General features: G+C 65.8%; 24 protein-coding genes, 1 tRNA gene and 1 pseudogene. 12 read left to right on the forward strand and 14 right to left on the reverse strand.

Features of this window, described 5'->3' with window-relative positions; translation table 11 throughout:
• Positions 1-2: 2 nt before the first annotated feature.
• From nthB to ASE02_RS07475, 8 genes are all read right to left on the reverse strand, one after another.
• Positions 3-695, reverse strand: coding sequence for a nitrile hydratase subunit beta (gene nthB / locus ASE02_RS07440; RefSeq protein WP_056732688.1), 693 nt, complete (start codon positions 693-695; stop codon positions 3-5).
• Between the two features lie 2 nt (positions 696-697).
• A complete protein-coding gene (gene nthA / locus ASE02_RS07445) occupies positions 698-1,324 on the reverse strand; it encodes a nitrile hydratase subunit alpha (RefSeq protein ID WP_056732690.1) in 627 nt (208 codons plus the stop codon).
• 183 nt (positions 1,325-1,507) lie between these two features.
• Complete coding sequence (locus tag ASE02_RS07450) at positions 1,508-2,803, reverse strand: O-acetylhomoserine aminocarboxypropyltransferase/cysteine synthase family protein (RefSeq protein ID WP_056732692.1); 1,296 nt, start codon at positions 2,801-2,803, stop codon at positions 1,508-1,510.
• A 73-nt stretch (positions 2,804-2,876) separates the two neighbouring features.
• Positions 2,877-3,482: a TetR/AcrR family transcriptional regulator gene (locus ASE02_RS07455; protein WP_162257147.1), complete on the reverse strand. Its 606-nt coding sequence runs from the start codon at positions 3,480-3,482 to the stop codon at positions 2,877-2,879.
• A 216-nt stretch (positions 3,483-3,698) separates the two neighbouring features.
• The gene (locus ASE02_RS07460) at positions 3,699-4,109 is read right to left on the reverse strand and encodes an ester cyclase (protein WP_056732694.1); all 411 of its coding nucleotides are present in this window, start codon (positions 4,107-4,109) and stop codon (positions 3,699-3,701) included.
• 26 nt (positions 4,110-4,135) lie between these two features.
• The gene (locus ASE02_RS07465; RefSeq protein ID WP_056732695.1) at positions 4,136-4,957 is read right to left on the reverse strand and encodes an MBL fold metallo-hydrolase; all 822 of its coding nucleotides are present in this window, start codon (positions 4,955-4,957) and stop codon (positions 4,136-4,138) included.
• 62 nt (positions 4,958-5,019) lie between these two features.
• A complete protein-coding gene (locus tag ASE02_RS07470; protein WP_056732698.1) occupies positions 5,020-5,811 on the reverse strand; it encodes an enoyl-CoA hydratase in 792 nt (263 codons plus the stop codon).
• Between the two features lie 118 nt (positions 5,812-5,929).
• Entirely contained in the window at positions 5,930-7,312 is a 1,383-nt protein-coding gene (locus tag ASE02_RS07475) for a flavin monoamine oxidase family protein (RefSeq protein WP_162257148.1), read from the reverse strand.
• 633 nt (positions 7,313-7,945) lie between these two features.
• On the opposite strand from ASE02_RS07475, the gene ASE02_RS07485 reads away from it, so the two are divergent.
• Entirely contained in the window at positions 7,946-8,710 is a 765-nt protein-coding gene (locus ASE02_RS07485) for an N-acyl homoserine lactonase family protein (protein ID WP_156405948.1), read from the forward strand.
• Between the two features lie 139 nt (positions 8,711-8,849).
• On the opposite strand, the gene ASE02_RS07490 is transcribed toward ASE02_RS07485, so the two are convergent.
• On the reverse strand, positions 8,850-9,969 hold a 1,120-nt coding region (locus ASE02_RS07490), incomplete at its 5' end, for an acyl-CoA dehydrogenase (RefSeq protein ID WP_235536636.1).
• A gap of 77 nt (positions 9,970-10,046) precedes the next feature.
• Here ASE02_RS07490 and ASE02_RS07495 point away from each other — a divergent pair.
• The 4 genes from ASE02_RS07495 (at position 10,047) to ASE02_RS07510 (ending at position 14,808) form a co-directional block, all read left to right on the forward strand.
• The gene (locus ASE02_RS07495; RefSeq protein WP_235536641.1) at positions 10,047-10,817 is read left to right on the forward strand and encodes an IclR family transcriptional regulator C-terminal domain-containing protein; all 771 of its coding nucleotides are present in this window, start codon (positions 10,047-10,049) and stop codon (positions 10,815-10,817) included.
• Between the two features lie 796 nt (positions 10,818-11,613).
• The gene (locus tag ASE02_RS07500) at positions 11,614-12,981 is read left to right on the forward strand and encodes a ParB/RepB/Spo0J family partition protein (protein WP_056732708.1); all 1,368 of its coding nucleotides are present in this window, start codon (positions 11,614-11,616) and stop codon (positions 12,979-12,981) included.
• Positions 12,965-13,636, forward strand: coding sequence for a hypothetical protein (locus tag ASE02_RS07505; RefSeq protein ID WP_056732709.1), 672 nt, complete (start codon positions 12,965-12,967; stop codon positions 13,634-13,636). The genes ASE02_RS07500 and ASE02_RS07505 overlap by 17 nt, the downstream gene beginning before the upstream one ends.
• Positions 13,637-13,692: 56 nt before the next feature.
• Entirely contained in the window at positions 13,693-14,808 is a 1,116-nt protein-coding gene (locus tag ASE02_RS07510) for a DUF3883 domain-containing protein (RefSeq protein WP_156405950.1), read from the forward strand.
• An 8-nt stretch (positions 14,809-14,816) separates the two neighbouring features.
• Here ASE02_RS07510 and ASE02_RS07515 read toward each other — a convergent pair.
• From ASE02_RS07515 to ASE02_RS07525, 3 genes and pseudogenes are all read right to left on the reverse strand, one after another.
• A pseudogene (locus tag ASE02_RS07515) lies at positions 14,817-15,287 on the reverse strand (IS5/IS1182 family transposase); the annotation flags it as partial.
• 229 nt (positions 15,288-15,516) lie between these two features.
• Positions 15,517-15,592, reverse strand: a tRNA-Lys gene (locus ASE02_RS07520).
• A 158-nt stretch (positions 15,593-15,750) separates the two neighbouring features.
• A complete protein-coding gene (locus ASE02_RS07525) occupies positions 15,751-15,966 on the reverse strand; it encodes a hypothetical protein (RefSeq protein ID WP_056732715.1) in 216 nt (71 codons plus the stop codon).
• 159 nt (positions 15,967-16,125) lie between these two features.
• Here ASE02_RS07525 and ASE02_RS07530 point away from each other — a divergent pair, with 159 nt between their 5' ends.
• Entirely contained in the window at positions 16,126-16,476 is a 351-nt protein-coding gene (locus ASE02_RS07530) for an Hpt domain-containing protein (RefSeq protein ID WP_056732717.1), read from the forward strand.
• Here the strand turns inward: ASE02_RS07530 and ASE02_RS07535 are convergent.
• Complete coding sequence (locus ASE02_RS07535; RefSeq protein ID WP_056732719.1) at positions 16,449-16,781, reverse strand: chorismate mutase; 333 nt, start codon at positions 16,779-16,781, stop codon at positions 16,449-16,451. The two genes, ASE02_RS07530 and ASE02_RS07535, sit on opposite strands and share 28 nt — an antisense overlap.
• Before the next feature lie 12 nt (positions 16,782-16,793).
• Entirely contained in the window at positions 16,794-17,750 is a 957-nt protein-coding gene (gcvA, locus tag ASE02_RS07540) for a transcriptional regulator GcvA (protein WP_056732721.1), read from the reverse strand.
• 177 nt (positions 17,751-17,927) lie between these two features.
• On the opposite strand from gcvA, the gene cobA reads away from it, so the two are divergent.
• Genes cobA through ASE02_RS07570 form a run of 6 tightly spaced genes read left to right on the forward strand, consistent with a single transcriptional unit; the run spans position 17,928 to position 22,862 of the window.
• Entirely contained in the window at positions 17,928-18,776 is an 849-nt protein-coding gene (gene cobA / locus ASE02_RS07545; RefSeq protein WP_082601919.1) for a uroporphyrinogen-III C-methyltransferase, read from the forward strand.
• Positions 18,773-19,132 (forward strand): DUF2849 domain-containing protein, encoded by a 360-nt coding sequence (locus tag ASE02_RS07550; RefSeq protein WP_056732723.1) that lies wholly within the window; start codon positions 18,773-18,775, stop codon positions 19,130-19,132. Before cobA ends, ASE02_RS07550 begins: the two co-directional genes overlap by 4 nt.
• A 9-nt stretch (positions 19,133-19,141) precedes the next feature.
• Positions 19,142-20,797 (forward strand): nitrite/sulfite reductase, encoded by a 1,656-nt coding sequence (locus ASE02_RS07555; protein WP_056732724.1) that lies wholly within the window; start codon positions 19,142-19,144, stop codon positions 20,795-20,797.
• A complete protein-coding gene (locus tag ASE02_RS07560) occupies positions 20,781-21,278 on the forward strand; it encodes a DUF934 domain-containing protein (protein WP_056732726.1) in 498 nt (165 codons plus the stop codon). Before ASE02_RS07555 ends, ASE02_RS07560 begins: the two co-directional genes overlap by 17 nt.
• A 5-nt stretch (positions 21,279-21,283) precedes the next feature.
• The gene (locus ASE02_RS07565) at positions 21,284-22,021 is read left to right on the forward strand and encodes a phosphoadenylyl-sulfate reductase (protein ID WP_056732729.1); all 738 of its coding nucleotides are present in this window, start codon (positions 21,284-21,286) and stop codon (positions 22,019-22,021) included.
• A gap of 25 nt (positions 22,022-22,046) precedes the next feature.
• A complete protein-coding gene (locus tag ASE02_RS07570) occupies positions 22,047-22,862 on the forward strand; it encodes a ferredoxin--NADP reductase (RefSeq protein ID WP_082601920.1) in 816 nt (271 codons plus the stop codon).
• Positions 22,863-22,946: the final 84 nt, after the last annotated feature.

Here is a 22,946-nt window from a genome sequence, read left to right on the forward strand (position 1 = left end):
GTTCAGGCCTGGGCGGGGGCTGTCTGCGTTTGCGACTGATCGTCTGCCGCAGCGATCCTGGTCAGATATCCTTCGAACAGATCGATCACCACTGAGCCTTCCCGCGCCTCTTCGCCCCACAGCTCCTTGGCGCTGAATTCGACGTGATATGTCGGCTGGTGTTCCGCGCTCTGGTCGCCATGTCCGATCGTATCGGGGAAAGGCCACGACACCGTCGTGCGGTGGAGCACCGTGCCACTTTTGCCCCGGCAGTAACCCGGAACGCGAATGTGGCCTTCGACATGCTCGTCGCGGACATGCACCTGCTCGCCGATCTCGAATGGAGCGGTGTTGGCCTTTGCAGGCGCCGGTCTGCCGTTGTTGTTCGAAGGAACCGCCAACTGGAAGTGCGAACCGAGCGCTTCGTCCAATTCCTCTTGGGTGATCAGGCCTTTTTCGACGAGGAGCGTGGCCGTGCCGACGATGATCCGGTCGAAGTAGGGCGCCGAGAAATATTGCCGCGCGCTCATGCGCTCGATCGCGTGGCGCAGTTCGTCTGTGGCGTAGGCGCCGAGAAGCCCGCCGGCGACGACGGTGAGGCTGTAGCCTAGATGTTCCCAGTCTTCGTGGAACACCGGCTTGTAGCTCTCGCCGTTGATCGTGTGAGGCACCTTGCCGAAGCCCTGGACGCCACCGAGATCGTGAATTCCGTCCATCGTCAGCCCTCCTGCGAAGCGTGCGCCAGATCAGACACCCGCGGCCGTGCGATCCCGATCAGGACGTCCTTGGTCACAAGGGCGGCGAGCTCTTCCTCTGACATGTGGTCCGCGCCCTCGGGGCGAACCGGAAGCACCATGTAGCGGCTTTCCGCCGTCGTATCCCAAACCTTCACGACGATGTCGTCAGGCAGGTCCTCTCCCAGTTCCCGCAGAACGGTCCCGCCCTCGCGGACGAGGCGAGCCCGGAACTCGAAGCTCTTGTACCACTCGGGCGGAAGGCCCAGCACCGGCCAGGCCGTGCAGGAGCACAGGCTGCAGACAATGACATTTTGCAGCGTCGGCGTGTTCTCCAGGGCGACGATGTACTCGCCCTGCATCCCAGTGTAGCCGAACTGCTCGCAGGCTGCGGTCCCATCGCGCAGCAGGAGTTCGCGAAACTCCGGGTCGACCCAGGCGCGCGCGACGACCCGGGCGCCGTTCGCTGGATCCCACTCCACTTCCATTTTGTGAGTGAACGCTTCGATGAAGCCTTCGGGAATGAACCCCCGGTCGGTCATGACCTTGAGGAGGGCATTGGCTCGCCCGCTGGGCGTGTTCGCCAGCGTGTCGTCTGAGGAATGTGTCATGCTTGCGCCTCGCTACGCGACGTCACTCAGCTAAGTATCGCAACGAAATTAAGTCAACTGACTAAAATCATACAGTTGACCAAAATGTGCGCCACCGAGGGCGGAGCCGCCCTTTGCGGCCCCGTCAGACATCATCCAGTTGCAGTTTGTGGTCGCCTGCCATCGTTGCGGGGGCGTTGATCACTAGCCCGCGGCCGTCAGCGCCTGCTCGATGTCGGCCAAAATGTCGTCGCCGTACTCGAGGCCGATCGACAGGCGCACATAGCCTGGCGACACTCCGGTCGCGAGTTGCGCGTCCGCGTCGAGTTGCGAGTGTGTCGTGGACGCCGGATGGATCGCCAAGCTGCGAGCATCGCCGATGTTGGCGACATGGTAGAGCAGCTGCAGGCCATCAATGAACTTCCGCCCGCCATCCACGCCGCCGGCAAGCTCGAAGCCCACGAGACCGCCGAAGCCTCCCTTGAGATAGCGATCAGCGCGGGCCCGCGCTTCGCCGGCCTGTTGGCTTGGATGGATGACGCGGGTGACATCCGCGCGGCCGGCGAGCCGGGCGGCGACCCGAGTTGCGTTCTCGCAGTGTCGCGGCATCCGCAAGTGGAGGGTCTCAATACCCTGCAGGATCTGGAAGGCGTTGAACGGCGAGATGGCGGCGCCAAGGTCGCGCAGCAGCACCGTTCGCGTGCGCATGATGTAGGCCACCGGCCCGATCGGCTTCACCGCCTGTGTCCAGGTCGCGCCGTGATAGGAAGGATCGGGGCTATTGAGGGCAGGTTGCCGCTCGCCGGACGCCTCCCAGTCGAAGGCGCCGCCATCAACGATCAAGCCGCCGATCGAGGTGCCATGACCGCCGAGGTACTTGGTCGCCGAGTAGACCACCACGGCCGCGCCATGTTCCAGGGGGCGGCAGAGCAGTGGCGCTGCGGTGTTGTCCATGATCAACGGGATCCCCAAGGATCGTCCGATGGTTGCGACCTCAGCGATGGGAAAAACTTCAAGCTTCGGGTTGGGGAGGGTTTCGGCATAGTAGGCGCGCGTGTTTGCATCTGTGGCCCGCCGAAAGTTCTCCGGATCGTCGGGATCGACAAAACGCACCTCGATGCCTTGGTCGCGCAGAGTGTTGGCGAACAGGTTCCAGGTCCCACCATAGAGCGCGGTGGAGCTGACGATGTTGTCGCCGGTCTTCGCCAAGGTCTGAAGCGCCAGAGCCGACGCAGCCTGACCCGACGCGACCGCCAACGCCGCGACGCCGCCCTCTAGCGCCGCAATGCGTTGTTCCAGTACATCCGTCGTCGGATTCATGATCCGAGTGTAGATGTTGCCCATCTCCTGCAAGGCGAACAGCGCCGAGGCGTGATCGGTGTCCCGGAACTGATAGGACGTCGTCTGATGAATCGGCACGGCCACCGATCCAGTCGTCGGATCGGCGCGCCATCCGGCGTGCAAGGCCAGGGTGTCGGGGTGCAGGGATCGGCCAGCCATGGTTCATCTCCGATTTCGAAACTGTTGTCTTGAAACTCCGCGTCCCACGCCCAACGGCGCATCGCGCCGAGGACTAGTCGACCGTGATCGCGGCCAGGATGAGCCGTGTCCCGGTGCTGAGAAGCTCGTCACGCCGCCAGGGGTATTCCGGCACCGTGACCAAGGCATGGGCGACGCCCAGCGCGTTCGCCGAAAGCGCCTGCATGACCAGCTCGCTGTCCACATCGTGGCGGAAGCGGCCGGCGTCTTTGCCCTCCTCGATGAGACGCTCGAGCGCCTGGAAGCGGAGGAGGAGATCGCCAGTCTCTACGAAGTAGGTGTCCTCGCCCGGCTCCAGGACATCTTGGTTCAGATGCACGACGCGGTAGCTGTCGGGGTGATCGCGCCAGTAGCACGTCATGGTGACGACGTAGGCTTCGACCTTTTCGACAGCGTCGGTCTGCGCAGCTGCTGCGGCGTCACATTTCGACAAGAGGTCGGCGAAGATGTCCTGCCAGATGTGCCGCAGCAGCGCGTGCTTGGATGGGAAATAGAGATAGAATGTCATCGGCGGGCAGCCCGCCCGCTGGGTGATCCTGCGGATAGAGACCCCGGCATAGCCGTCAGCGATGAAGAGCTGCCGAGCAGCTTCGATAAGCTGGCTACGCAACTCGGCCGCTTCGCTAGCGTTGCGACGCACTCGCTTACGCGGAGCTGAACTCAACAATTCTACACCCCCAACGGTCGCAGGATTCAATGTCATAAGGTCAAGCATAGCGGGGCCCGGCGAAGCCGCGAAAGCCTCGCCGGTCGTTAAAACCCTTCAACGGCGCCCGGGCGGAGTCTTGGATGTATCGCGACGTCCGTCCACGCAACGGCAGGTGGGCTGGAGCATCGCGGCTCCTGACTTGACCGGTCAGCCCGCCGCCAGTTGGGCGAGGGCGTCTGCGCCGTCTATATGCGCCCGCTTCTCGATGATCTTCCCGTCCTTGAACGTAAGGAGGCAGAACACCGACATGCGCAGGTCCTTGTTGTGCGGCGCCATCACCCCGAGCTGCCGAATATGGTTCTTGCCCTCGAACAGCAGATAGGCGGCGACTTTGTCGCCCTCGGCCACCACTTGCTTGAGCGCGAAGCTATAGCTCTCGAAAGCCTCGAAGCTCGGGCGCTCGGAATCGATCAGGCCCGACACGCCAGGCTTTGGGGTGTCCACCTGCGAGTAGAAGACAAAATCCTTGTGGCAAAATTCATCCATCCTGTCGAACTCACCGCGATCCAGGGCGGCGTAGAATTCCTGAGCGAGCTTCTTGTTGTCTTCGATCGACATCGTTTTGGTTTCCTTCTCGACAGTCGTCAGACTGTGCAGGTTTCGCCATCGGCAGGGATGAGCACGCGATCAAGCAGACCAGCTTCTGTCAGGTGCCGGCGAAGCTCGGCTCGCGTGTTGAGAGCGTGGTGGGCCGCTTCCAGGTGACTTGCGATGATCGTCGCTGACGGCGCCGCAGCGCACACCAGGCAGACGTCCTCGTTGTTCATGATGATGCTACCGAGGCCAGGCGCCTGGGCGTCACCCGCGTTCACGATGATGACGTCTGGCTTGTATTGTCGGATATTGGCCTCGACGTACTCGTTCCAGACGGTATCCCCGGCCAGGTAGAGGGTCTTCTCGGCAGGGTGGCTGAAAACCAGGCCGCAGACTTCCTGCAAGCCGTCATACGCGAGCTCAAGAGCCTCGTCTGAGCCATGCTGGCCCGGCACCTTCTTGAGCTTCACGCCCTTGAACTGGGGGTTTCCAGTCAGTACGCGCACGTCGTTGAAGGACTTTCCTTCGACAAAGCGCATGTGCGGCCCGTTATCGAGATCTATCGATCCAGCCTGGCTGACCAGAGTCTTGTCCGCTCCGTGCTGCACAAAGATCGGCATGTCCGCCGGTATGTGCTCGGCGGCCGTGTGATCCCAGTGGTCGGAGTGAACGTGCGTGAGAATGACCGCCTCCACATCCACGATCTCCTCGATCGACGCCGGCAGCGGCGTGGTGGGTTGGCGCAGATGCGGGTTTGCGCCCCCTGGAAACGCCGGCATCGAGTCCTTGGGCGCGAGCCAGGGATCCACGAGGAATTTTACGCCGCCATACTCGATGACGAGCGTAGCGTTTCTAATTTGCCTGATCTTCATGACACTCGCTCCGAAGGGTTGAAGGCATAGTCACTTGATTGACCGAGAACCGCGCGCGGCTCTCAGCTTTTCGAGACGGCGGGGCGCTTCTCGAAGAACGCGTCGACGCCTTCGCCGGCGTCCTCTTCCATCATGTTTCTCGCCATGAGATCGCAGGCCATGGCATGCGCGGCGGCGTTCGTTCGCTGAGGCTGGGCATGGAGCAGCGCCTTTCCCCAGCGTATGGCCGCTGGGCTCTTGGCCTCGATCGCCGCGACGAACTCGTCGACCGTTGCATCGAGATCTGCGGCGGGGGTGGCTTTATTGATCAGGCCCCAGGCCTCCGCCGTGGCGGCGTCGATGAAACGGGCCGCGAGCAACATTTCAAAGGCGCGCTTGGTCGGCACATTGCGTGAGAGCGCGGCCGTGGGGGGCGAGCAGAACAGTCCGACGTTAACCCCGGAGACGGCAAGGCGGGCCGTGTCAGCTGCAACGGCAAGATCGCAGCTGGCCACGAGCTGGCAACCGGCGGCGGCGGCGACGCCGTGAACGCGCGCGATCACCGGCACGGGGAGGGCGATGATCGCCTCCATCACATCAGCGCAGTGCGCGAAGAGCTGCCGATAATGGTCTAGGCCTCGAGACCCGCGCATTTTGCCCAGGTCGTGACCGGTGCAGAAGGCCGTCCCGGCTCCCGACAGCACCACACACCGCACCGAAGGATCCGAGGCGATGATCGAAAGCTCATCTTTCAGCGCAGCCAGCAATTCCTCAGACAGAGCGTTGAACTGCGCCGGACGATTCAAGCACAAGTCCACGCGTCCGCCGTTGCGGCCGACGGCGACGAGAGGGCTGGCCACCCAATGTGCTGTCATGCCCTTAGACCACCGTGAAGGATGACCGTGTCGGGGCTCTGCGCCGACACGGCGATACTGACGGCGCTGGCTGCAGGGGCTCTCCGAAGGTTACCGGACGCTGTGAGATCGCCGCGTGTCATAGCTGACCCGCGAGATCCAGAGCTGCGCGCTCGCCGGAGCGGATGGCGCCGTCGATGTAGCCCACCCACGCCTCAGCGGTTTCGGTCCCGGCCCAGCGGATACGGCCGAACGGCTCGCGCAGGGCTGGGCCGAACGCCGTGAGCACGCCAGGGCCCGGGACGGACACATAGCCGCCGCGGTTGAGCGGTGACCGGGTCCAGACTTCTTCGAGGTACTCGACGGGCGTCAGCGCTGCATCGCCGAGATAGAGGGCGATATCCTTCAGCACCTGCGCGCGCCGCGCCTCGACGGTGCGATCAGCCCACCGCTGCGCCGGCGCCCCGTCGAAGAAGCCCACCAGCGAGCCCGTCTTGCCGGACGTCGGCGAATGATCGAACCATGGCCCGAACTCCGTGCGATCGGACAGCACCAGTCCGGAGAGCCCCTGGTCACGCCAGAATGGGCGCGAGTAGGCGATGTGCACCTTGATCACGCAGCCCAGCGGCATCCGCTGTGTAAGTCCGTCGCGCTGCGCGGGGAGCGGCGGGGCGTACTGGATCCGGCTGGCGATCGCCGGCGGCGCAGTAACCACGATGTAGCGGGCGCGCCATTCGCCCTTGGGCGTCGTGACAGTCACGCCTGTGCCGTCCTGCGCGATGGACTGGACCGGCGCTTCCAACACGACGGCCGAACCTAGCTCGGCGGCCATCTTCTGAGCGAGCTGCCAGACGCCGCCTTCGAACAAGGCGTCCTGCGCGCCGCCTCGCGTGGAGATTAGGGCGTTGAAGCTGCCGGCGGCGGCGGCGTAGGCTAGGAAGTAGAGGAGGGAGACCTGACCCGCTTCTGCGGAAAACACCGCGCGGGTCATGAGCCGGATCATCGTCCTGACTGCGGGGTGTTTCGTGTTCAGGCCCAGCCAGCTCTCGACAGTATGGGCGTCCAGCTGTTCAGCATCCGCCGCCTGCCAGGGCTGCGCCGCGGGTATCTTCGCCGCCATCGCCTCGATCTTGCCGATGACCTCCGCAAACTCGGGCATGGCTTCGGCGGTCAGTTGCGGGGTCTCGCCCTTGTAGACGGCGCGATAGCCGGCGATGTCGATCATGTTCCTCCCGGCGTCGTATTGCGGGTAGGTGGCGACCCCTAGTTCCTTCGCCAGCGCGAGGAGCCGGGTCTGGGTAGGGCCGACCCACTGACCACCTAGATCCACCACTTCGCCGGCGATGCGCCCTTGTTTGGTGCGGCCGCCCACGCGCTCATCAGCCTCGAGAACCACCACGGCATGGCCGCTGGCGCGGAGCCGGCGAGCCGTCGTCAGGCCGGCGAAGCCAGCTCCCACGACGACGACATCGACGCTGCTTGTCGTCCGTGCCGCGGCGTCCTGTGCGCCAAGGGCGCTCAAGCCGACTGCGGCCCCAAGAGCCCCCCGACGCGAGAGGGATATGCCTCTGGGTTCACGTTTCCCGTCGTGTTCATCGTGCGGACCACCAGCCATCTGTTCGTTCTCCTCTGGCGCGGCCGCCAGCACATACCGTACGCGTACGAAAACGATATTCCCAATAACCGCGCTCCGTCAACTTCAATTTCGTACATGTACGAAGTCGCGACGCGGCGCGAACGTGCCCTGGCTGTGGGCGCAGCCAGAGCGTGAAGGAACGCCAGATTGAGGCCTACTTGCGTTGCACCTGCGACACCTCCCGTCAGCCCAGAACGACTGAAGCCAAGCTCTACGGTCCGGTCCTGCTGACCGCGCAGCGGCCGAGGAAACCGATGGCGCCTCTTCGAAACCGCGCGATGAATGCCTGCCCCCTAGGATGGAAAGCAGCCGCAGCTTGCGGCGCGCCAACTAGGAACATTGTTCAGTTGTATGAAATTGATCTTTTGAATAATATTGGTCGGTGAGGCGGTGGTCGCCGCTCCCCTTGAGCGGGGCGATCACGTGGCAGGGTGTGTGTGTTGGGCCGATAGCCTGCCGTCGATCCGCGATGGGCGAACTCGCTGCGCAGCCTTCCCCCAACCCTTGGAGGAGACGATCATGACCATTCGCCTGTTCGGCTGCGTGTGCGGCCAGTACCATAGTCCCGCCAAGGCGCTTGGTATGTTCGGTGACCGAGCAACGGTCCCGTTGCCGTTCTACGTCATCGAACATCCTCAGGGCGTAGCGCTTTTCGACTGTGGCCTCCATGCCGACATCGGCAATCCCGACGATCCCTACACGCAGGGCCTTCGCGCCCACGACATCGATGTCACCGTAAGTCCGGAGGATACGCTAACGCGGCATCTGGAACGGCTCGACATCGATCCGGGCCGGGTCAGGTGGGTCGTGCTGTCGCACCTCCACTTCGACCACGCGGGAGGTCTTCACCAAGTCCCGAATGCGACCATCGTCGTGCAGCGGCGTGAGTGGGAGGCTGGGTTTGACCGGGAGGTCTCGGCCGAACACCATCTGCCAAGACGTTTCTTCGATCTCGGCCACCAAGTGAAGCAGATCGAGGGCGAGCACGACCTCTTCGGCGATGGGTCAGTGACCTGTATCCCGACCTTCGGTCACACGCCTGGTCATCAGTCGATGCGTGTGCGCAGCGAACTTGGCGACCACATTCTGCTCGGCGACGCTTGCAACAATTGCCAGATCGCGGAGAGCCGCCATTTCCCGTACGAGTCCGATCCGAGACGACCTGAGGTGAACCGGTCTCTGGACGCGGTGCTGTCGCGCGCTGATCCCGCCACCGTGTTGGTGTACGGTCACGATCCAGAGCAATGGGGTGATGTCGCCATTCTTCCCAATGCTCGGAACTAGGCGACCAAACGTCACCATACTTCGGATATTGTGTCCCCGGCGGCGAGGAGCCCATTCTCGCGGCATGGCTCTACGTGCCTTACCGCGATGGAGGTTGGTGAAGCCTGCGGCTGGCTGAAAGCAGGGTCGCCCCGGCGACCTAGAAGGCGTTCAACCCGGTGATGGCGCGTCCGAGGATCAGGGCGTGGACGTCGTGGGCGCCTTCATAGGTGTTGACGGTCTCCAGGTTCGCGGCGTGGCGCATGACGTGATAGTCGCCGCTGATGCCGTTGCCGCCATGGATGTCACGGGCCTCGCGGGCGATGGCCAGGGCCTTGCCGCAGTTGTTGCGCTTCATCAGGCTGATCGCCTCCGGCACCCAGGCGCCCTGGTCGAGCAGGCGGCCCAGGGCCAGCGCGCCCTCGAAGCCCAGCGCGATCTCGGTCTGCATGTCGGCCAGCTTCTTCTGCACCAGCTGGCGCGCGGCCAGCGGCTTGCCGAACACCTGGCGGGTCAGGGTGTAGTCGCGGCTGGCATGCAGGCAGAACTCGGCCGCGCCCATCGCGCCCCAGCTAATGCCGTAGCGGGCCTTGTTCAGGCAGGAGAACGGCCCGCGCAGGCCGGTGACGCCGGGCAGCATCTGGTCTTCGGCCACGAACACGTCGTTCAGCGCGATCTCGCCGGTCACCGAGGCGCGCAGCGAGAGCTTGTTGAGGATCTTCGGGGTGGTCAGGCCTTCGGAGCCGCGATCGACGAGGAAGCCGCGGATCACTCCGTCGAGCTTGGCCCAGACCAGGCAGACATCGGCGATCGGGCTGTTGGTGATCCACATCTTCGCGCCGTTCAGCACGTAGCCGCCGTCGACCTTTTTCGCGACCGTGCGCATCGAGGCCGGGTCGGAGCCGCCGTCGGCCTCGGTCAGGCCAAAGCAGCCGACGATCTCGCCGCGCGCCATGCCCGGCAGGTACTTCATCTTCTGCTCCTCGGAGCCGAAGGCGTAGATCGGGTACATGACCAGCGAGGACTGCACGCTCATCGCCGAGCGATAACCGCTATCGACCGCCTCGATCTCGCGGGCGATCAGGCCGTAGGCCACGTGGCTGACCCCGGCCCCGCCGTACTGCTCGGGCAGGGTCGCGCCCAGGAAGCCCAGCGCCCCCATCTCGCTCATGATCTCGCGGTCGAACCGCTCGTCGGCATAGGCCGAGACCACGCGTGGCAGCAGCTTCTCGCGGGCGTAGGACCGGGCGCTCTCCCAGACCATCCGCTCCTCCTCGGTCNTCTCCGAAAGCTGACGGGCGAGGGGCGAGTAGGAAGGGGTGGCCTTCGGGTCAATTATTTCGTACAAATGTGCGCAATGCGCACATTGAATGAAGATAGCCGCCGCGATTTCGTGCAATCCTTCGCCAGGGGGTTGGAGGTCATCCGCGCCTTTCGCAGCGATCGGCCGGCCATGACCCTGAGCGAAGTGGCGGACGCGGTGGGGATCACCCGCGCGGCGGCCCGAAGGCTGCTGCTGACCTTGGTGGAGGAGGGATATGCGTGCCTAGAAGGGGGGCGGTTCCAGCTCACGCCGCGCGTCCTTGATTTAGGTTACAGTTACCTCGCTGGCCTCGGGCCTTGGAGCGGCGCGCAAGCGATCCTCACCGAGGTGACGCATAAGCTGGGCGAGTCCTGCTCGCTCAGCGTCCTGGAAGGTGATGAGGTCGTGTATGTGGCGCGGGTCACCGCTAGCCGCATGATGACCCTCAACCTGCGGGTCGGAAGTCGCCTGCCGGCCTTCCATACGTCGACAGGCCGGGTGATGCTCGCCTATCTACCAGCGTCCGACGCCGAAGCCCTATTCCGGGGCCGGACCTTCGAGCGCCTGACGCCGCACACTGTCACGTCGCACGAAGGCTTGCGCGACATCCTGCGCCAGACGCGCCGGCAGGGCTGGTGCCTGTGTGATCAGGAGCTCGAGGTGGGGCTCATTTCCCTCGCGGTTCCGATCCACGATCGAACCGGAGCGGTCGTCGCCGCTCTCAACCTGTCGGCCGAGGCCAGCCGCATGACGGTCAAGACGCTCGTCGAAAGCGCCCTTCCGGTCCTGCAGCGGGCGGCGGAGACGCTTTCGAGACTCTCCTAGCGGGAGGCCGCCGATCGCCACAACAGAGGAGCCGCCGGCGAGAATGCCTGAAAAGCGAGGCGACTTTGATGAGGCGTGGGGATCACGAGGTGGCGGGAAGACGCGCCCAGAGGCGCGCTCCCCGCACCGGGGCGTGCGAACTAGAATGAGCCGCTGGCCGATTTAGGCGTGCATCTCCGCCAGCTATTGCTTCACGCTGCGCGGTAAACGCGCTGTCGTGGGGCGTCTGCAGCGGCGTCCCAGGCTGGTCCATGATCGTGCCGCTGGTCGAGATCACGACACGTCTGGGTTTCGCAATCTTGATCACCTCGACAATGGTCCTGGCCTGCTGGGCTCGCGCGGGCTCCGACGTTTGCGGCAGATGGATGAAGACGCCGTCAGCATCACGATCACCAAATCTTTGGTCAAAGCCAGTCGACACTGAGAGCTGGCCGGCGGTCGCGCTCGGTCCCGCTGCTTCGCAGCTCCTACGGGCGCGCCGCTAGGGGCGCCTTTGGGGCGCCGCCGGCTGCTCGACGGCGCGTCCCGCCGCGCGCGATGCGCGGGCTCCTTGCAGCCTTCATTCCTATTAAGCCGCCGCCGGCGCGGCGGCGTGGCTTAGGGCTCCGCCCTCGGCGCGCTGCGGATCGGCTTCCGCCCAGCTTCGGGCTAGCGAAAACCCTTCAGCACCGCGAACGTAGAGCCCTGCAGCCGGGTCCCCGCGAAGCCGCCCCTCCGCTTGCACACCTGGTCTCGCCGACGGGCAGGGCCGCAGACGCGATTTGCGTCTGCAACCCTGACCCAAAAGGAGATCGTCATGACCGTGTCTATCGAAGCTTCCGCCCCGCCTGCTGGCGTTTCGCCGGTCCAGTTCGGCGCCGTGCGGGACATTCCCTTGAACAAGCTGAAGGCTTCGCCGCGCAACGCGCGGCGAGTGGGACACAGCGCTCAGGATATCGAGGCCCGCGCCGCCAGCATCCGGGCGAAGGGGCTTCTGCAGCCCCTCGTCGTCGAACCAGAGGTGTGCGAGGGCGGGGAGGCGAGCGGCTACTTCCTTGTGACCATCGGCGAGGGGCGGCGTCAGGCGCTCAAGCTGCTGGCCAAGCGCAAGCTGCTGACCAAGGTCGAGCCGGTCCGCTGCGTGGTCGACACCACCAACGATCCGCTGGAGATCTCCCTCGACGAAAATGTGTCGCGCCGGGACATGCACCCCGCCGATCAGTTCGAGGCCTTTAAGGACTTGGCAGAACGCAAGGGCTGGGGCGCCGAGGAGATCGGAGCGAGGTTCGGGGTGTCGGCGCAGGTGGTGCGCCAACGCCTGCGCCTGGGCTCGGTTGCTCCGGCCTTGCTCGACCTCTATCGGCAGGAGACTCTGACGCTCGATCAGCTGATGGCGTTTGGCGTGACAGAGGATCACGAGCGCCAGATGCAAGTGTTCGAGCAACTGGCCCACAACCGCCAGCCCTATGCGATCCGCCGCGCGATGACGGAGGCCAAGGTTGCGGCCGACGACCGCCGCGCGGTGTTCGTCGGTCTGGACGCCTATCTTGAAGCGGGCGGCGCCATCCTTCGCGACCTGTTCTCCGAGGATGGCGGCGGCTGGCTGGAGGACGTGGTTCTGCTCGACCGGCTGGTGGCCGAGAAGCTCGCCGCCATCGCCGCCGAGGTTCGCGACACCGAAGGATGGAAATGGGCCAGCGCCCACCTGACCTATCCGCACGGACATGGCTGCGCGCGCATTTGGGAAGAACGGGTAGAGCGCTCGCAGGACGATCAGACCAAGCTGGGCGCCTTGGTCGCCGAGCGCGAGGCCTTGATCGAAAAGTGGGCTGACCTCGACGAGCTGCCCCCCGAGGTCGAGGCGCAATTGCTCGAGATCGACCGAGCCGTGGCCGATCATGGCCGTGACTTCGCCTACGAGCCCGAGGCCGTTGCTCGCGCTGGGGTGATCGTGGTGCTCGGTCATGACGGCGATGTCCGCATCGACAGAGGGTTCGTGCGGCCTGAGGACGAACCCGTTTCCGAACCTGAAGCGGACGACGTTGAAGCTGAAGACGCGGGCGAGCGCCATGGCGACATAGAGGCCGCAATGGACAGCCCTGCGGGCGACGAGGAAGAGGTTGACGAACCGCTGGGCGATCCGAAGGCGCCGCTATCGGCGCGATTGATTGCTGACCTGCCGTGAGACGCCGGCGTCCGCCGCTCTGCTCGCCATTTTGGACGTCAGGCGCGAACGCGGCGAGCCTCCGCCGCACTCGAACCAGTTCTACCCGGCCCTGGTCGAGGCCCTACGCGCCGAGCGCCAGTCGGTCGGTTGGCAGTTGCACCGGCGGATCCTCTATGTAGACGACGCCTATGTGACGCCGTTCCAGTGCCTGGCCTCCGCGCGAGCGCCGAAGTGCCTCTGGGGGGCTGTTCCCGTCTATCGAGGCGGCGTCCTCGCCGACGCCTATCTCGCGCTCGGCGCCGCCCCGATCGCGCGCGATCAGCACTGGACGGCGTTTTTCGAGTGGATCGACGCCCGCGCGAAACGCTCGGCGACGGCGACCCTCACTGCGACGGAGCGCGGCCTTCTGCTCGAGGCGTATCGGCGCATCTCTGGACCGCCCGAGGGCCTTTCCGACACCGCCAAGTGGCTGCTGAGCGACCGCGGGACGGTCCATAGTCTCACCGAACTGCGGGAAGATCGCTTCCTGGAAAATGACTTCCCGGAGTTGGCCGAGGCTCTCAAGGCAGCCGCCGCGCGGTGGCGTTCGCGGCGAGCACCGAGACAGCGCGAAGCCTCTATCGCCTGCTGCGCCTGCACGCCCTCAGCCATGTCTGCGGCGAGGGTAGGGTGAGCTTGGGTCCCGCGGCCCATGCGCCAAGCTGGTTTCGGGCCGACAAGGAAATGGACTTGCTGCGCGGCGAGGAACTCGCGGCCGCGGTCCATGAGTTGGCCTTTGCCCACCAGAAGCAGGCGCCAGCGTTCCATCCCCCGCGGGGCATGGACGTGCGCCGGCGCATCAAGGCGATCAGACAGATCCGCTTCGTGCAGTCGGTGCAGCGCACCTATAGTTTCGTAAGACGCGCCAGCGTGGCGGCCGAGGCTGCGGTGGACGGCGAAGCCCTCGTGCTGCGCCCGCCGTCTCACCGATACGACTTCCTCCACATCCTGGCTGGCGAATTGGCACAGCTTGCGGGGGCCAAGCGGCTCCCGGACATCCGCAACCTCGTGTCCGCCATCCTGCCGCTGCTCCAGGCCAACACGCCGGCGGAACGTGCGGCTTATCTCAAACGCCAGGGCATTCGCCTGCCCGGCAAGCTCGGTGATGGCCGGTCCGATTTCGAAGACGACCTCCACGATCTTGGCGAGGATCTCGTTCGGGGGCTGGTCGAAGGCGCGCGGGGGAAGGCGCCCGGGGCCAGCCCCCCGCCGGCCCCCGCCAGGCCGGCGGCCCCGGCGGCCCCGCCGGCCCCGGCGTCGCCCCTGCCGCCCATCGATCAGGTGACGCTGACGGTATCCGCGCCGCAAGGCGTCGCGCCCGCGGCGGCGAGTGGCGCTTCAGGCAGCGGAGCGGCGGGACGAACCTCGGTCTGGCAGCCGCGGACGCCGGCTGAAATGGTGCGAGACGCCGACGTCGGGCGCCGTGGAGAGGAACTCGTTTACCGGATGGAGGTCGAGCGCGTCCGCGCGATGGGACGGACGCGATCCGATGACGACGTGGTGTGGACCTCACAGACCGATCCAGGCGCCGACCACGATATCCGTTCGATCGGGGAGGACGGCCAGCCCATCTGGATCGAGGTCAAGACCACGACCGGAACGGACGGACGGTTCGACTGGCCCCGCCGGGAGTTCGAGAAGGCCTTGCGCGAGGGCGCGCGCTACCAGCTTTGGCGTGTCTACAATGGCGCGAGCGAGCAGCCCGAAGCCAAGATGTTCCCGGACCCCATCGCGTTGATCAAGAGCTCCCGGGTGCGCCTGGAGATCGGCGACCTTCGCGCCTTCGTGGAGAGCAGGGCGCGTTAGCGGCCTCCCGGCGCATCGCGACATGCAGAACAAGTGTCGTCCGGCGGCGCGTTGGGCCTGGGTGTGCGGAAGGCACGCCTGTTGCGCTTCAGGGTCTTGCCGGTCGGGCAGCGATATGTGTCGGCGGCCGGGTCGTGGATGAAGTCGCGGCGGGCGAAGGTCCCGTCGTCGCGGCCGGACTTGTCGATGACCGGGATCTGCGGCGCGATCTGCCGCTTGTTGACCAGCCAGTCCAGCATCTCGGCCGAGCCGTAGGCGGTGTCGGCCGCGAGCTGGGCCGGTCGCAGATCATGGCGCGCGCGCACCCGCTCGATCATCGTCCTCACCGCGCCGACCTCGACCTGGCGCACCGCCGTGGTGGCTTCGACGTCAACGATCACCGCGTGATCGAGGTCGATCAGATAGTTGGTGGCGTAGGCGAAATAGACCGGACCTTTGTCGGCGCCGGTCCATCTGGCGGCTGGATCAGCCGGCGAGACCCCTCGGTGTCAACGGGGAGGGCGGCAAACACGATCTCTCTGCCGTCCTTGGGATGAGTCGCTCGCGGGGCGCCGTGAACCTGCATCGCTATCCGAAGCCAACTCCCCGTGCGCAGGGTTGGTGGCACCAGCCGACGGATTCGACCGTTCTAAACGCCGTTCTAATTTATGATTCCAGGGAGGTGGGGTGGTTGGGGTGTCCGCAACCGATTGTTTTTCCACCAAATTTTGGTGGGTGCAGTAGGATTCGAACCTACGACCCGCTGATTAAGAGTCAGCTGCTCTACCAACTGAGCTATGCACCCAAACCCGTTGCGCCATAAGGCTTTGCGGGTGGACCGAAGCGGGGATGAAAACGACCGTTTGCAGGATCGTTTGCGGCCCCCGTCGCGGGAGGCGTTCTACTAGCCGCCCTTTCCAAGCTTTGCAAGCATTGCCGACACGACAATTGCGGGAATGGGATCTATTCGAGAATGCGCCTGAGCCAGCGCTCGGCTTGCCATGGCCCGGCGTGGATTGAGCCGATGCATTCACCGGCCAATCGCACCTCGACCTGGGCGCATTTGGCGCTCAGCGATTCGGCGCATTCGAGGGCGTGGGCGTCGTCACGGCAAATCAGTTCGCAACGCTCGAACGGTTCGCCCAGGTGATTGACTAGAGAGAACCCGTAAACGCGCATGCTTCGCCCTCGATTGTCGCATGGCGACAGGTGAGGGGGAGTGGGAGCACGATACATCTTCCGCCGTGGACATAAAGCTCGAAGGTCCTCGTGGCGTGATTGCTCTGGCGCCGATTATGTTCGAAACCTGACGTTGAGTGTCCAAAGCGGGAGATGAACATGGCCAGGCGAGATCTCACCGGCGCGGTGGACTTCAAGTACCTGGAGGATTTCACCGCCGGCGACGGCGAGGTGATCGACGAGGTGCTGAGCCTCTTTCGCGAGCAGGCGGCGATCTGGTCGGCGCTGCTCGATCCCGCGGTCGATGGCTGGCGTGACGCGGTCCACACCATCAAGGGCGCGGCGCGCGGCATTGGCGCCTTCCAGCTCGGGGAGGCCTGCGCGCTCGCCGAGGCGGAAGGGCCGGGTGGATTGAACGCCGTGCGGGACGCTCTGGACGCCGCCCTGGGCGACGTCGCGGCCTACGTGCACGAACGCGCGCTTCAGTCCTTGCGGACGCCGCGGATCTGATCCCAGACGCCGAATTCATAGGCGATGCAACGGTCGATCAGGGTGCGCCAGACCGGCTCGGCGATCTCTTCGGAAAGTCCGGCGCCAAGCGCGGCCACCTTCACCTTGGCGACCACATCCTCGATCCGGGCGGTGTCCAGCACGGTGTGGCGGTCGGTCTTGATGCGGGCGGCGGCGTCCATGTAGCGCTGGCGCTCGGCCAGCATGAGCACGAGGGCGCGGTCCAGAGCGTCGACGCCTTTGCGGACGTCGAGCATGGTCTCGCAGTCGGCCGGAAGCGGCCGATCATCAGTGGTGATGTTCATAGGGCTCTAGGACTAAATCCCGGCGCCGTTGTCCAGCGCTCTCAGCGCCATTTCGTGCGCTTCGGCCTCGGCGGCGATCCAGTTGATGAAGGCCTTCACCTGCGGCAGCCGGCCCTTCGCCTTCGGATGGACGACGTAGTAGGCGAAATCGACGGCCGTCGCGATCGGCAGCGGGGTGATCAGCCGGCCGGCGTCCAGGTCGGCCTGGGCCAGGGTGCGCTTGGCCAGCGCTACGCCGCGGCCGTTGACCGCGGCCTCGATCACCATGCTCGACTGGTTGAAGCGGGGGCCGCGCGCGCCGTCGACGCCGCGCAGGCCGCGGGCCGCCAGCCACATCGTCCAGTCGGGGCAGCTGTCGTCCGGCTCGGGCGAGCCGTCGTGCAGTAGGATGTGGTTGGCGAGGTCGGCGGGCTCGTTCAGCGGATTGGTCTCGGCCAGGCCCGGGCTGAGCACCGGAATCACCGTCTCGCCGATCAGGCGGCGGACCTCCAGCCCCGGATAGCGGCCGGCCCCGTAGCGAATCGCGATGTCGACCTCGCCGGCGGTCAGGTCGACCAGCTCCAGGCCGGCCGACAGCCAGACGTCGACCTGCGGATGGAGCTCTTCGAAGCGCCCGAGCCTCGGCACCAGCCACTTGGCGGCGAACGAGGGGGCGGCGGTCAGGGTCAGGCGGCGGCCGTCGACCGCGGCGGTCAGCATCGAGGCGGCCTCGGCCAGCCGGTCGAAGGCCTCACGCAGGGCGGGCAGGGCGGTCTGGGCCGCGTCGGTGAGCAGCAGGCCCTTGGGCGTGCGCTTGAAGAGCGCGGCGCCCACATAGTCTTCCAGGTTCTGGATCTGCTGGCTGACAGCGCCGGGCGTGACGGAGAGTTCGTCCGCGGCGCGTGAGAAATTCAGGTGACGCGCAGCGGCCTCGAACGCCCGTAGAGCGTTGAGTGGCGGCAAACGGCGGCGGTCCGCGTTTCGCTCCATCGAGTTTTCCTGACACCCCCGGCAGAAGTACTTGGGTTGCGAATTGGGCCTTCCGCGACCAATTTGCAACCGTCCGCCGAGGTATCGGCCCTTTTCGTCGGCGGATAAATCGGCGGGGCGGGTGCGAGCCCGTCCCGCTCTGGTTTTCAAGTTCAGCGTATAGAGAAGCTAAAACCCATGTCCCACGGCAAGCCCAAAAATGGGGAGAGCAAGCGTCTCGTCCTCCTGGGCGGACGTCCGAGGCGTTCGGTGGGGGCTGTGTGGCTGGTGGGCGCTGGCCCCGGCGATCCCGAACTGCTGACCATCAAGGCCTTGAAGGCGTTGCAGGCCGCCGAGGTCGTCGTCCATGACGGCCTGGTCTCTGACGAAATCCTCGCCCTTGCGCCGAGCGGCGCGCGGCTGATTTCGGTGGCCAAGCGCAAGTCGCGCCATTCCTACGCCCAAGACGAAATCAACCGCATGCTGGTCGCCTTCGCCCAAGAAGGCTTGAATGTCGTGCGCCTGAAGGGCGGCGACCCCTTCATCTTCGGCCGTGGCGGTGAAGAGCTGGAAGCCTGCCGCGAGGCCGGCGTCGAATGCCATGTGGTTCCGGGCGTCACCGCCGCCCTAGCCGCCAGCGCTAACGCCGGCGCGCCGTTGACCCATCGCGGCAGCGCCCAGGCGGTGACCTTCGTCACCGGTCACGCCGCTTCGGGCAGCGAGCCGGACCTGGACTGGGAGAGCCTGGCCAAGGCCAACCAGACCGTCGTGATCTATATGGGCGTCTCGACCGCCGCCGGGATTTCCGGGCGGCTGATCGGCGCCGGACGGGTCGGATCGACCCCGGCGCTGATCGTCGAGAACGCCAGCCGCGCCGATGAGCGCCGCATCGTCACCACCCTTGCGGGGCTGCCCCTGGCCGCCGCCGAGATCGCCGGGCCCGCCCTGCTGATCGTCGGCGAGGCGATGGCGCTGGCCCAGGCCGGGGGAATGGAAATTGTCTCACAAGTCGAAGCTCGGGGCCGCGAGCGGGGAGTGAAGTTATGAGAGCCTTGACCGCCAACCGCCTGACGGACGGCGAAGTCGTCTTCTGGAAGGCCGGCGCCTGGGTCGAGCGTTTCGCCGATGCGGAGCTGTTCGAAGACGCCGAAGCGGGCGAGGCGGCGGAAGCCTCGGCCAAGACCCAGCAGACGGTGATCGTCGAGCCCTACCTCATCGACCTGATCGAGAGCGAGAGCCTGTGGGCGCCGCTCAGCTATCGCGAGCGTCTGCGGGCGCTTGGCCCGACCAACCATCTGCATCACGGCAAGCAAGCCGAGGGCGGCGCCGCCATCGAAGCCTTGCAGCACGCCTCCGGCGCGGCCCGCTCCAGCGGCCGCGTCAACCTGATCAAGCGCAAGTAGGGAGAGGGCATGTACCGCTACGACACCCTCGATAAGGAATTCCTGGCCGACCGGGCCGCCGAGTTCCGCGAACAGGTGGGCCGTCGCCTGGCCGGCGAAATCACCGAAGATCAGTTCAAGATGATCCGGTTGATGAACGGGCTCTACCTGCAGCTCCACGCCTACATGCTGCGGATCGCGGTGCCCTATGGGGCGCTGAACCCGACGCAGATGCGGGCCTTGGCGCAGATCGGCCGCAAGTACGACAAGGGCTACGGCCACTTCACCACCCGCACCAACCTGCAGTTCCACTGGATCAAGCTGGCCGACGCGCCCGACATCCTCGACGCCCTGGCGGCGGTGGACATGCACGCCATCCAGACCAGCGGCAACTGCATCCGCAACACCACGGCCGACCCCTTCGCCGGGGCGACGGCCGAGGAGATCGACGATCCGCGCGTCTGGTCCGAGGCGATCCGCCAGTGGTCGAGCCTGCACCCGGAATTCTCGTTCCTGCCGCGCAAGTTCAAGGTCGCCATCACCGGCTCGGCCAAGGACCGCACGGCGGCCAAGGTGCATGACATCGGCCTGATGATGCGTCGTGGCCGCGATGGAGCCTTTGGCTTCGAGGTGATCGTCGGCGGCGGTCTGGGGCGCACGCCCTATGTCGGCCCGACCATCAATGAGTTCCTGCCCGCCAACCGGCTGTTCTCGTACCTGGAAGCGGTTCTGCGCGTCTACAACCGCCACGGTCGCCGCGACAACATCTACAAGGCCCGGATCAAGATCCTGGTCGCCGCGCTCGGGGCCGAGGAATTCGCCCGTCAGGTCAAGGAAGAGTGGGAGAAGATCGGCCCGGCCGGCGACCTGCCGGACACCGAGATCGCCCGCATCCGCGGCGCCTTCGTGCCGATGGACTTCGACACCCTGGTCAACCGCTCCGAGGCTTTCGAAGCGGCCAAGGCGGCTGATCCGGCCCTGGCGCGGTTCGCCCGCAACAACCTGCGTGAGCACAAGCGCCCCGGCTATACGATCGTCGAGATCTCGCTGAAGGCCATCGGGGAGACCCCCGGCGACGCGACGTCCGACCAGATGGACGTGGTGGCCGACCTGGCCGAACGCTACGGCCACGGCGACATCCGGGTGACGCACGAGCAGAACCTGGTGCTGCCGCACGTGAAGCTGGACGATCTGGCCGCCGTGCACGCGGGTCTCAAGGCCGTGGGTCTGGCGACGCCGAACGTCAACCTGATCTCCGACATCATCGCCTGCCCGGGGCTGGACTATTGCGCCCTGGCCAATGCGCGGGCGATCCCGATCGCCCAGGACATCGCGCGCACCTTCGCCGACCAGGACCGCGCCGAACTGATCGGCGAGCTGAAGATCAAGATCAGCGGCTGCATCAACGCCTGCGGCCACCACCATGTCGGCCACATCGGCATCCTGGGCGTCGATAAGAAGGGCGAGGAGTTCTACCAGCTCACCCTGGGCGGCTCGGGCGCCGAGGACGCCGCGGTCGGTTCGATGCTCGGCCCGGCCCTGCCGGCGGGCCGCGTGGCCGGCGCCATCGACACCATGGTCGACGTCTATCTGCGTGAGCGCCAGGACGGGGAGCGTTTCCTCGACACCTTCCGCCGCACCGGCGTCACCCCGTTCAAGGAGGCCGTTTATGCCGACGCGAATTAAGCTCCAGGACGGCGAGTATCGGCTGGTCGAAGACCCGTTCACCACGATCGGCGACGACGCGGGCTTGCCGCCCGGCGACGTGATCATCTCGCTGACCCGTTTCCAGACCGAGGGCGACCAGCTGCTCTCCGAGGGCCGCAAGGTCGGCGTGCGTCTGGAGCCGGCCGAGGAGGTCGAGGCCCTGGTCTACGACCTGCCGCGGATCGCCCTGGTGGCGGTGGTCTTCCCCAAATACCGCGACGGCCGCAGCTATACCGCCGCGCGCCTGCTGCGCGAACGTTACGGGTTCGAGCGTGAAATCCGCGCCGTGGGCGAAGTCCTGCGCGAGCAGGCCGGCTTCATGGCGCGGGTCGGCATCGACGCCTTCTCGCCGGCCGATGGTTCGACGCCCGAGGATTGGGCGCGCGCCACCCATCGTCAACGCCACGTCTATCAGCGCGCCGCGGATCGTCGGACCCCGGCCTTCGCTGAACGGGAGTAGCAAGTATGGCTTTCGATCAGATCGAGCGTCCGTCGTTGGCGGCCCGGCTGGATGCGGAGCTTCGTCACGCCCATCCGGTGACCGTGCTGGAGTCGGCCGTCGAAGCCTTTGGCGACAAGCTGGCCATGGTGTCGTCCTTCGGGGCGGAGTCGGCGGTGCTGCTGCACATGATTTCGAAGATCAAGCCGGACACCCCGGTGCTGTTCCTCGACACCGGCATGCTGTTTGGCCAGACGCTCGACTATCGAAAGAACCTGGCGGCCCAGCTTGGCCTGACCCAGGTGCGCGACCTGCGCCCGCTCTACAACGACCTGGCCGTGGCCGACCCGGACGCCAAGCTGTGGCAGACCGACACCGACGCCTGCTGCAATGTCCGCAAGGTGCTGCCGCTGGACCACGCCCTGGCCGAGTTCGACGCCTGGATCACCGGCCGCAAGCGCTTCCACGGCGGCGACCGGCTGTCGCTGCCGGTGGTGGAGCCGGCCGACACCCAGGTGAAGTTCAATCCGCTGGCCAACTGGGGCAAGGCCGAGCTGGACGCCTATATGTCCGAGCATGACCTGCCTGCGCACCCGCTCGTGGCCCAAGGCTTCCCGTCCATCGGCTGCTGGCCCTGCACCAAGCCGGTGGAGGAGGGGCAGGACGTCCGCGCCGGACGCTGGGCTGGTCAGGACAAGACCGAATGCGGCATCCATGTCGCGCGGGCGCCAGGCGCCGTCGCCAATGTTGGCGGCGACATCTGACCGCTCCATCAATTAAAGACGTATCATGACCGACGTAACCACCGTGGCTCCGGCCGTTTCCAAGGCGCGCGGCGCCTTCATGATCGAGACCGTGACCTGGGTTCAGCATTGGACCGACAGCCTGTTCTCGTTCCGCACGACGCGCGATCCGGGCCTGCGGTTCTCGTCGGGCCAGTTCGTGATGGTCGGGCTGGAAGTCGACGGCAAGCCGCTGGTGCGGGCCTATTCGATCGCCTCGCCGGCCTGGCACGACGAGCTCGAGTTCTACTCGATCAAGGTGGCCGACGGTCCGCTGACCTCGCGCCTGCAGAAGATCAAGGTCGGCGACCAGGTGCTGATCGGCAAGAAGCCGACCGGGACCCTGGTGCTGGACGGCCTGAAGCCCGGCAAGCGGCTCTACATGCTGGGCACCGGCACCGGCCTGGCGCCCTGGCTGTCGCTGGCCCGCGATCCGGACGTCTATGAGCGCTTCGACGAGGTGATCGTCACCCACACCGTGCGCAATGTCGCCGATCTGAACTATCGCGAACTGCTTGAAGACGAACTGGCCAAGGACGAGATCCTGGGCGAGCTGATCGGCGGCAAGCTGCGCTACTACCCGACCGTGACCCGCGAGCCGTTCAAGACCCAAGGCCGGATCACCGACCTGATCACCTCGGGCAAGATCTTCGAGGACCTCGGCGTGCCGCCGCTCGACCCGGCGGTCGACCGGTTGATGCTCTGCGGCGGCCCCTCGGTGCTGGCCGACCTCAAGACCCTGCTGGTCGAGCGCGGCTACGAAGAAGGCTCGCTGGCCTCGCCCGGCGACTTCGTGCTGGAAAAGGCCTTCGTCGAGACCTGACGAAGAGACGATGCTCCCCCTCTGGGCTACGGGATTCACACAACTGCGTCGGCTTTGGCGCTGACGAAGCCGGCGAGCGTTGCG

It is taken from the genome of Phenylobacterium sp. Root700 (assembly GCF_001429025.1).
GTDB lineage: Bacteria > Pseudomonadota > Alphaproteobacteria > Caulobacterales > Caulobacteraceae > Phenylobacterium.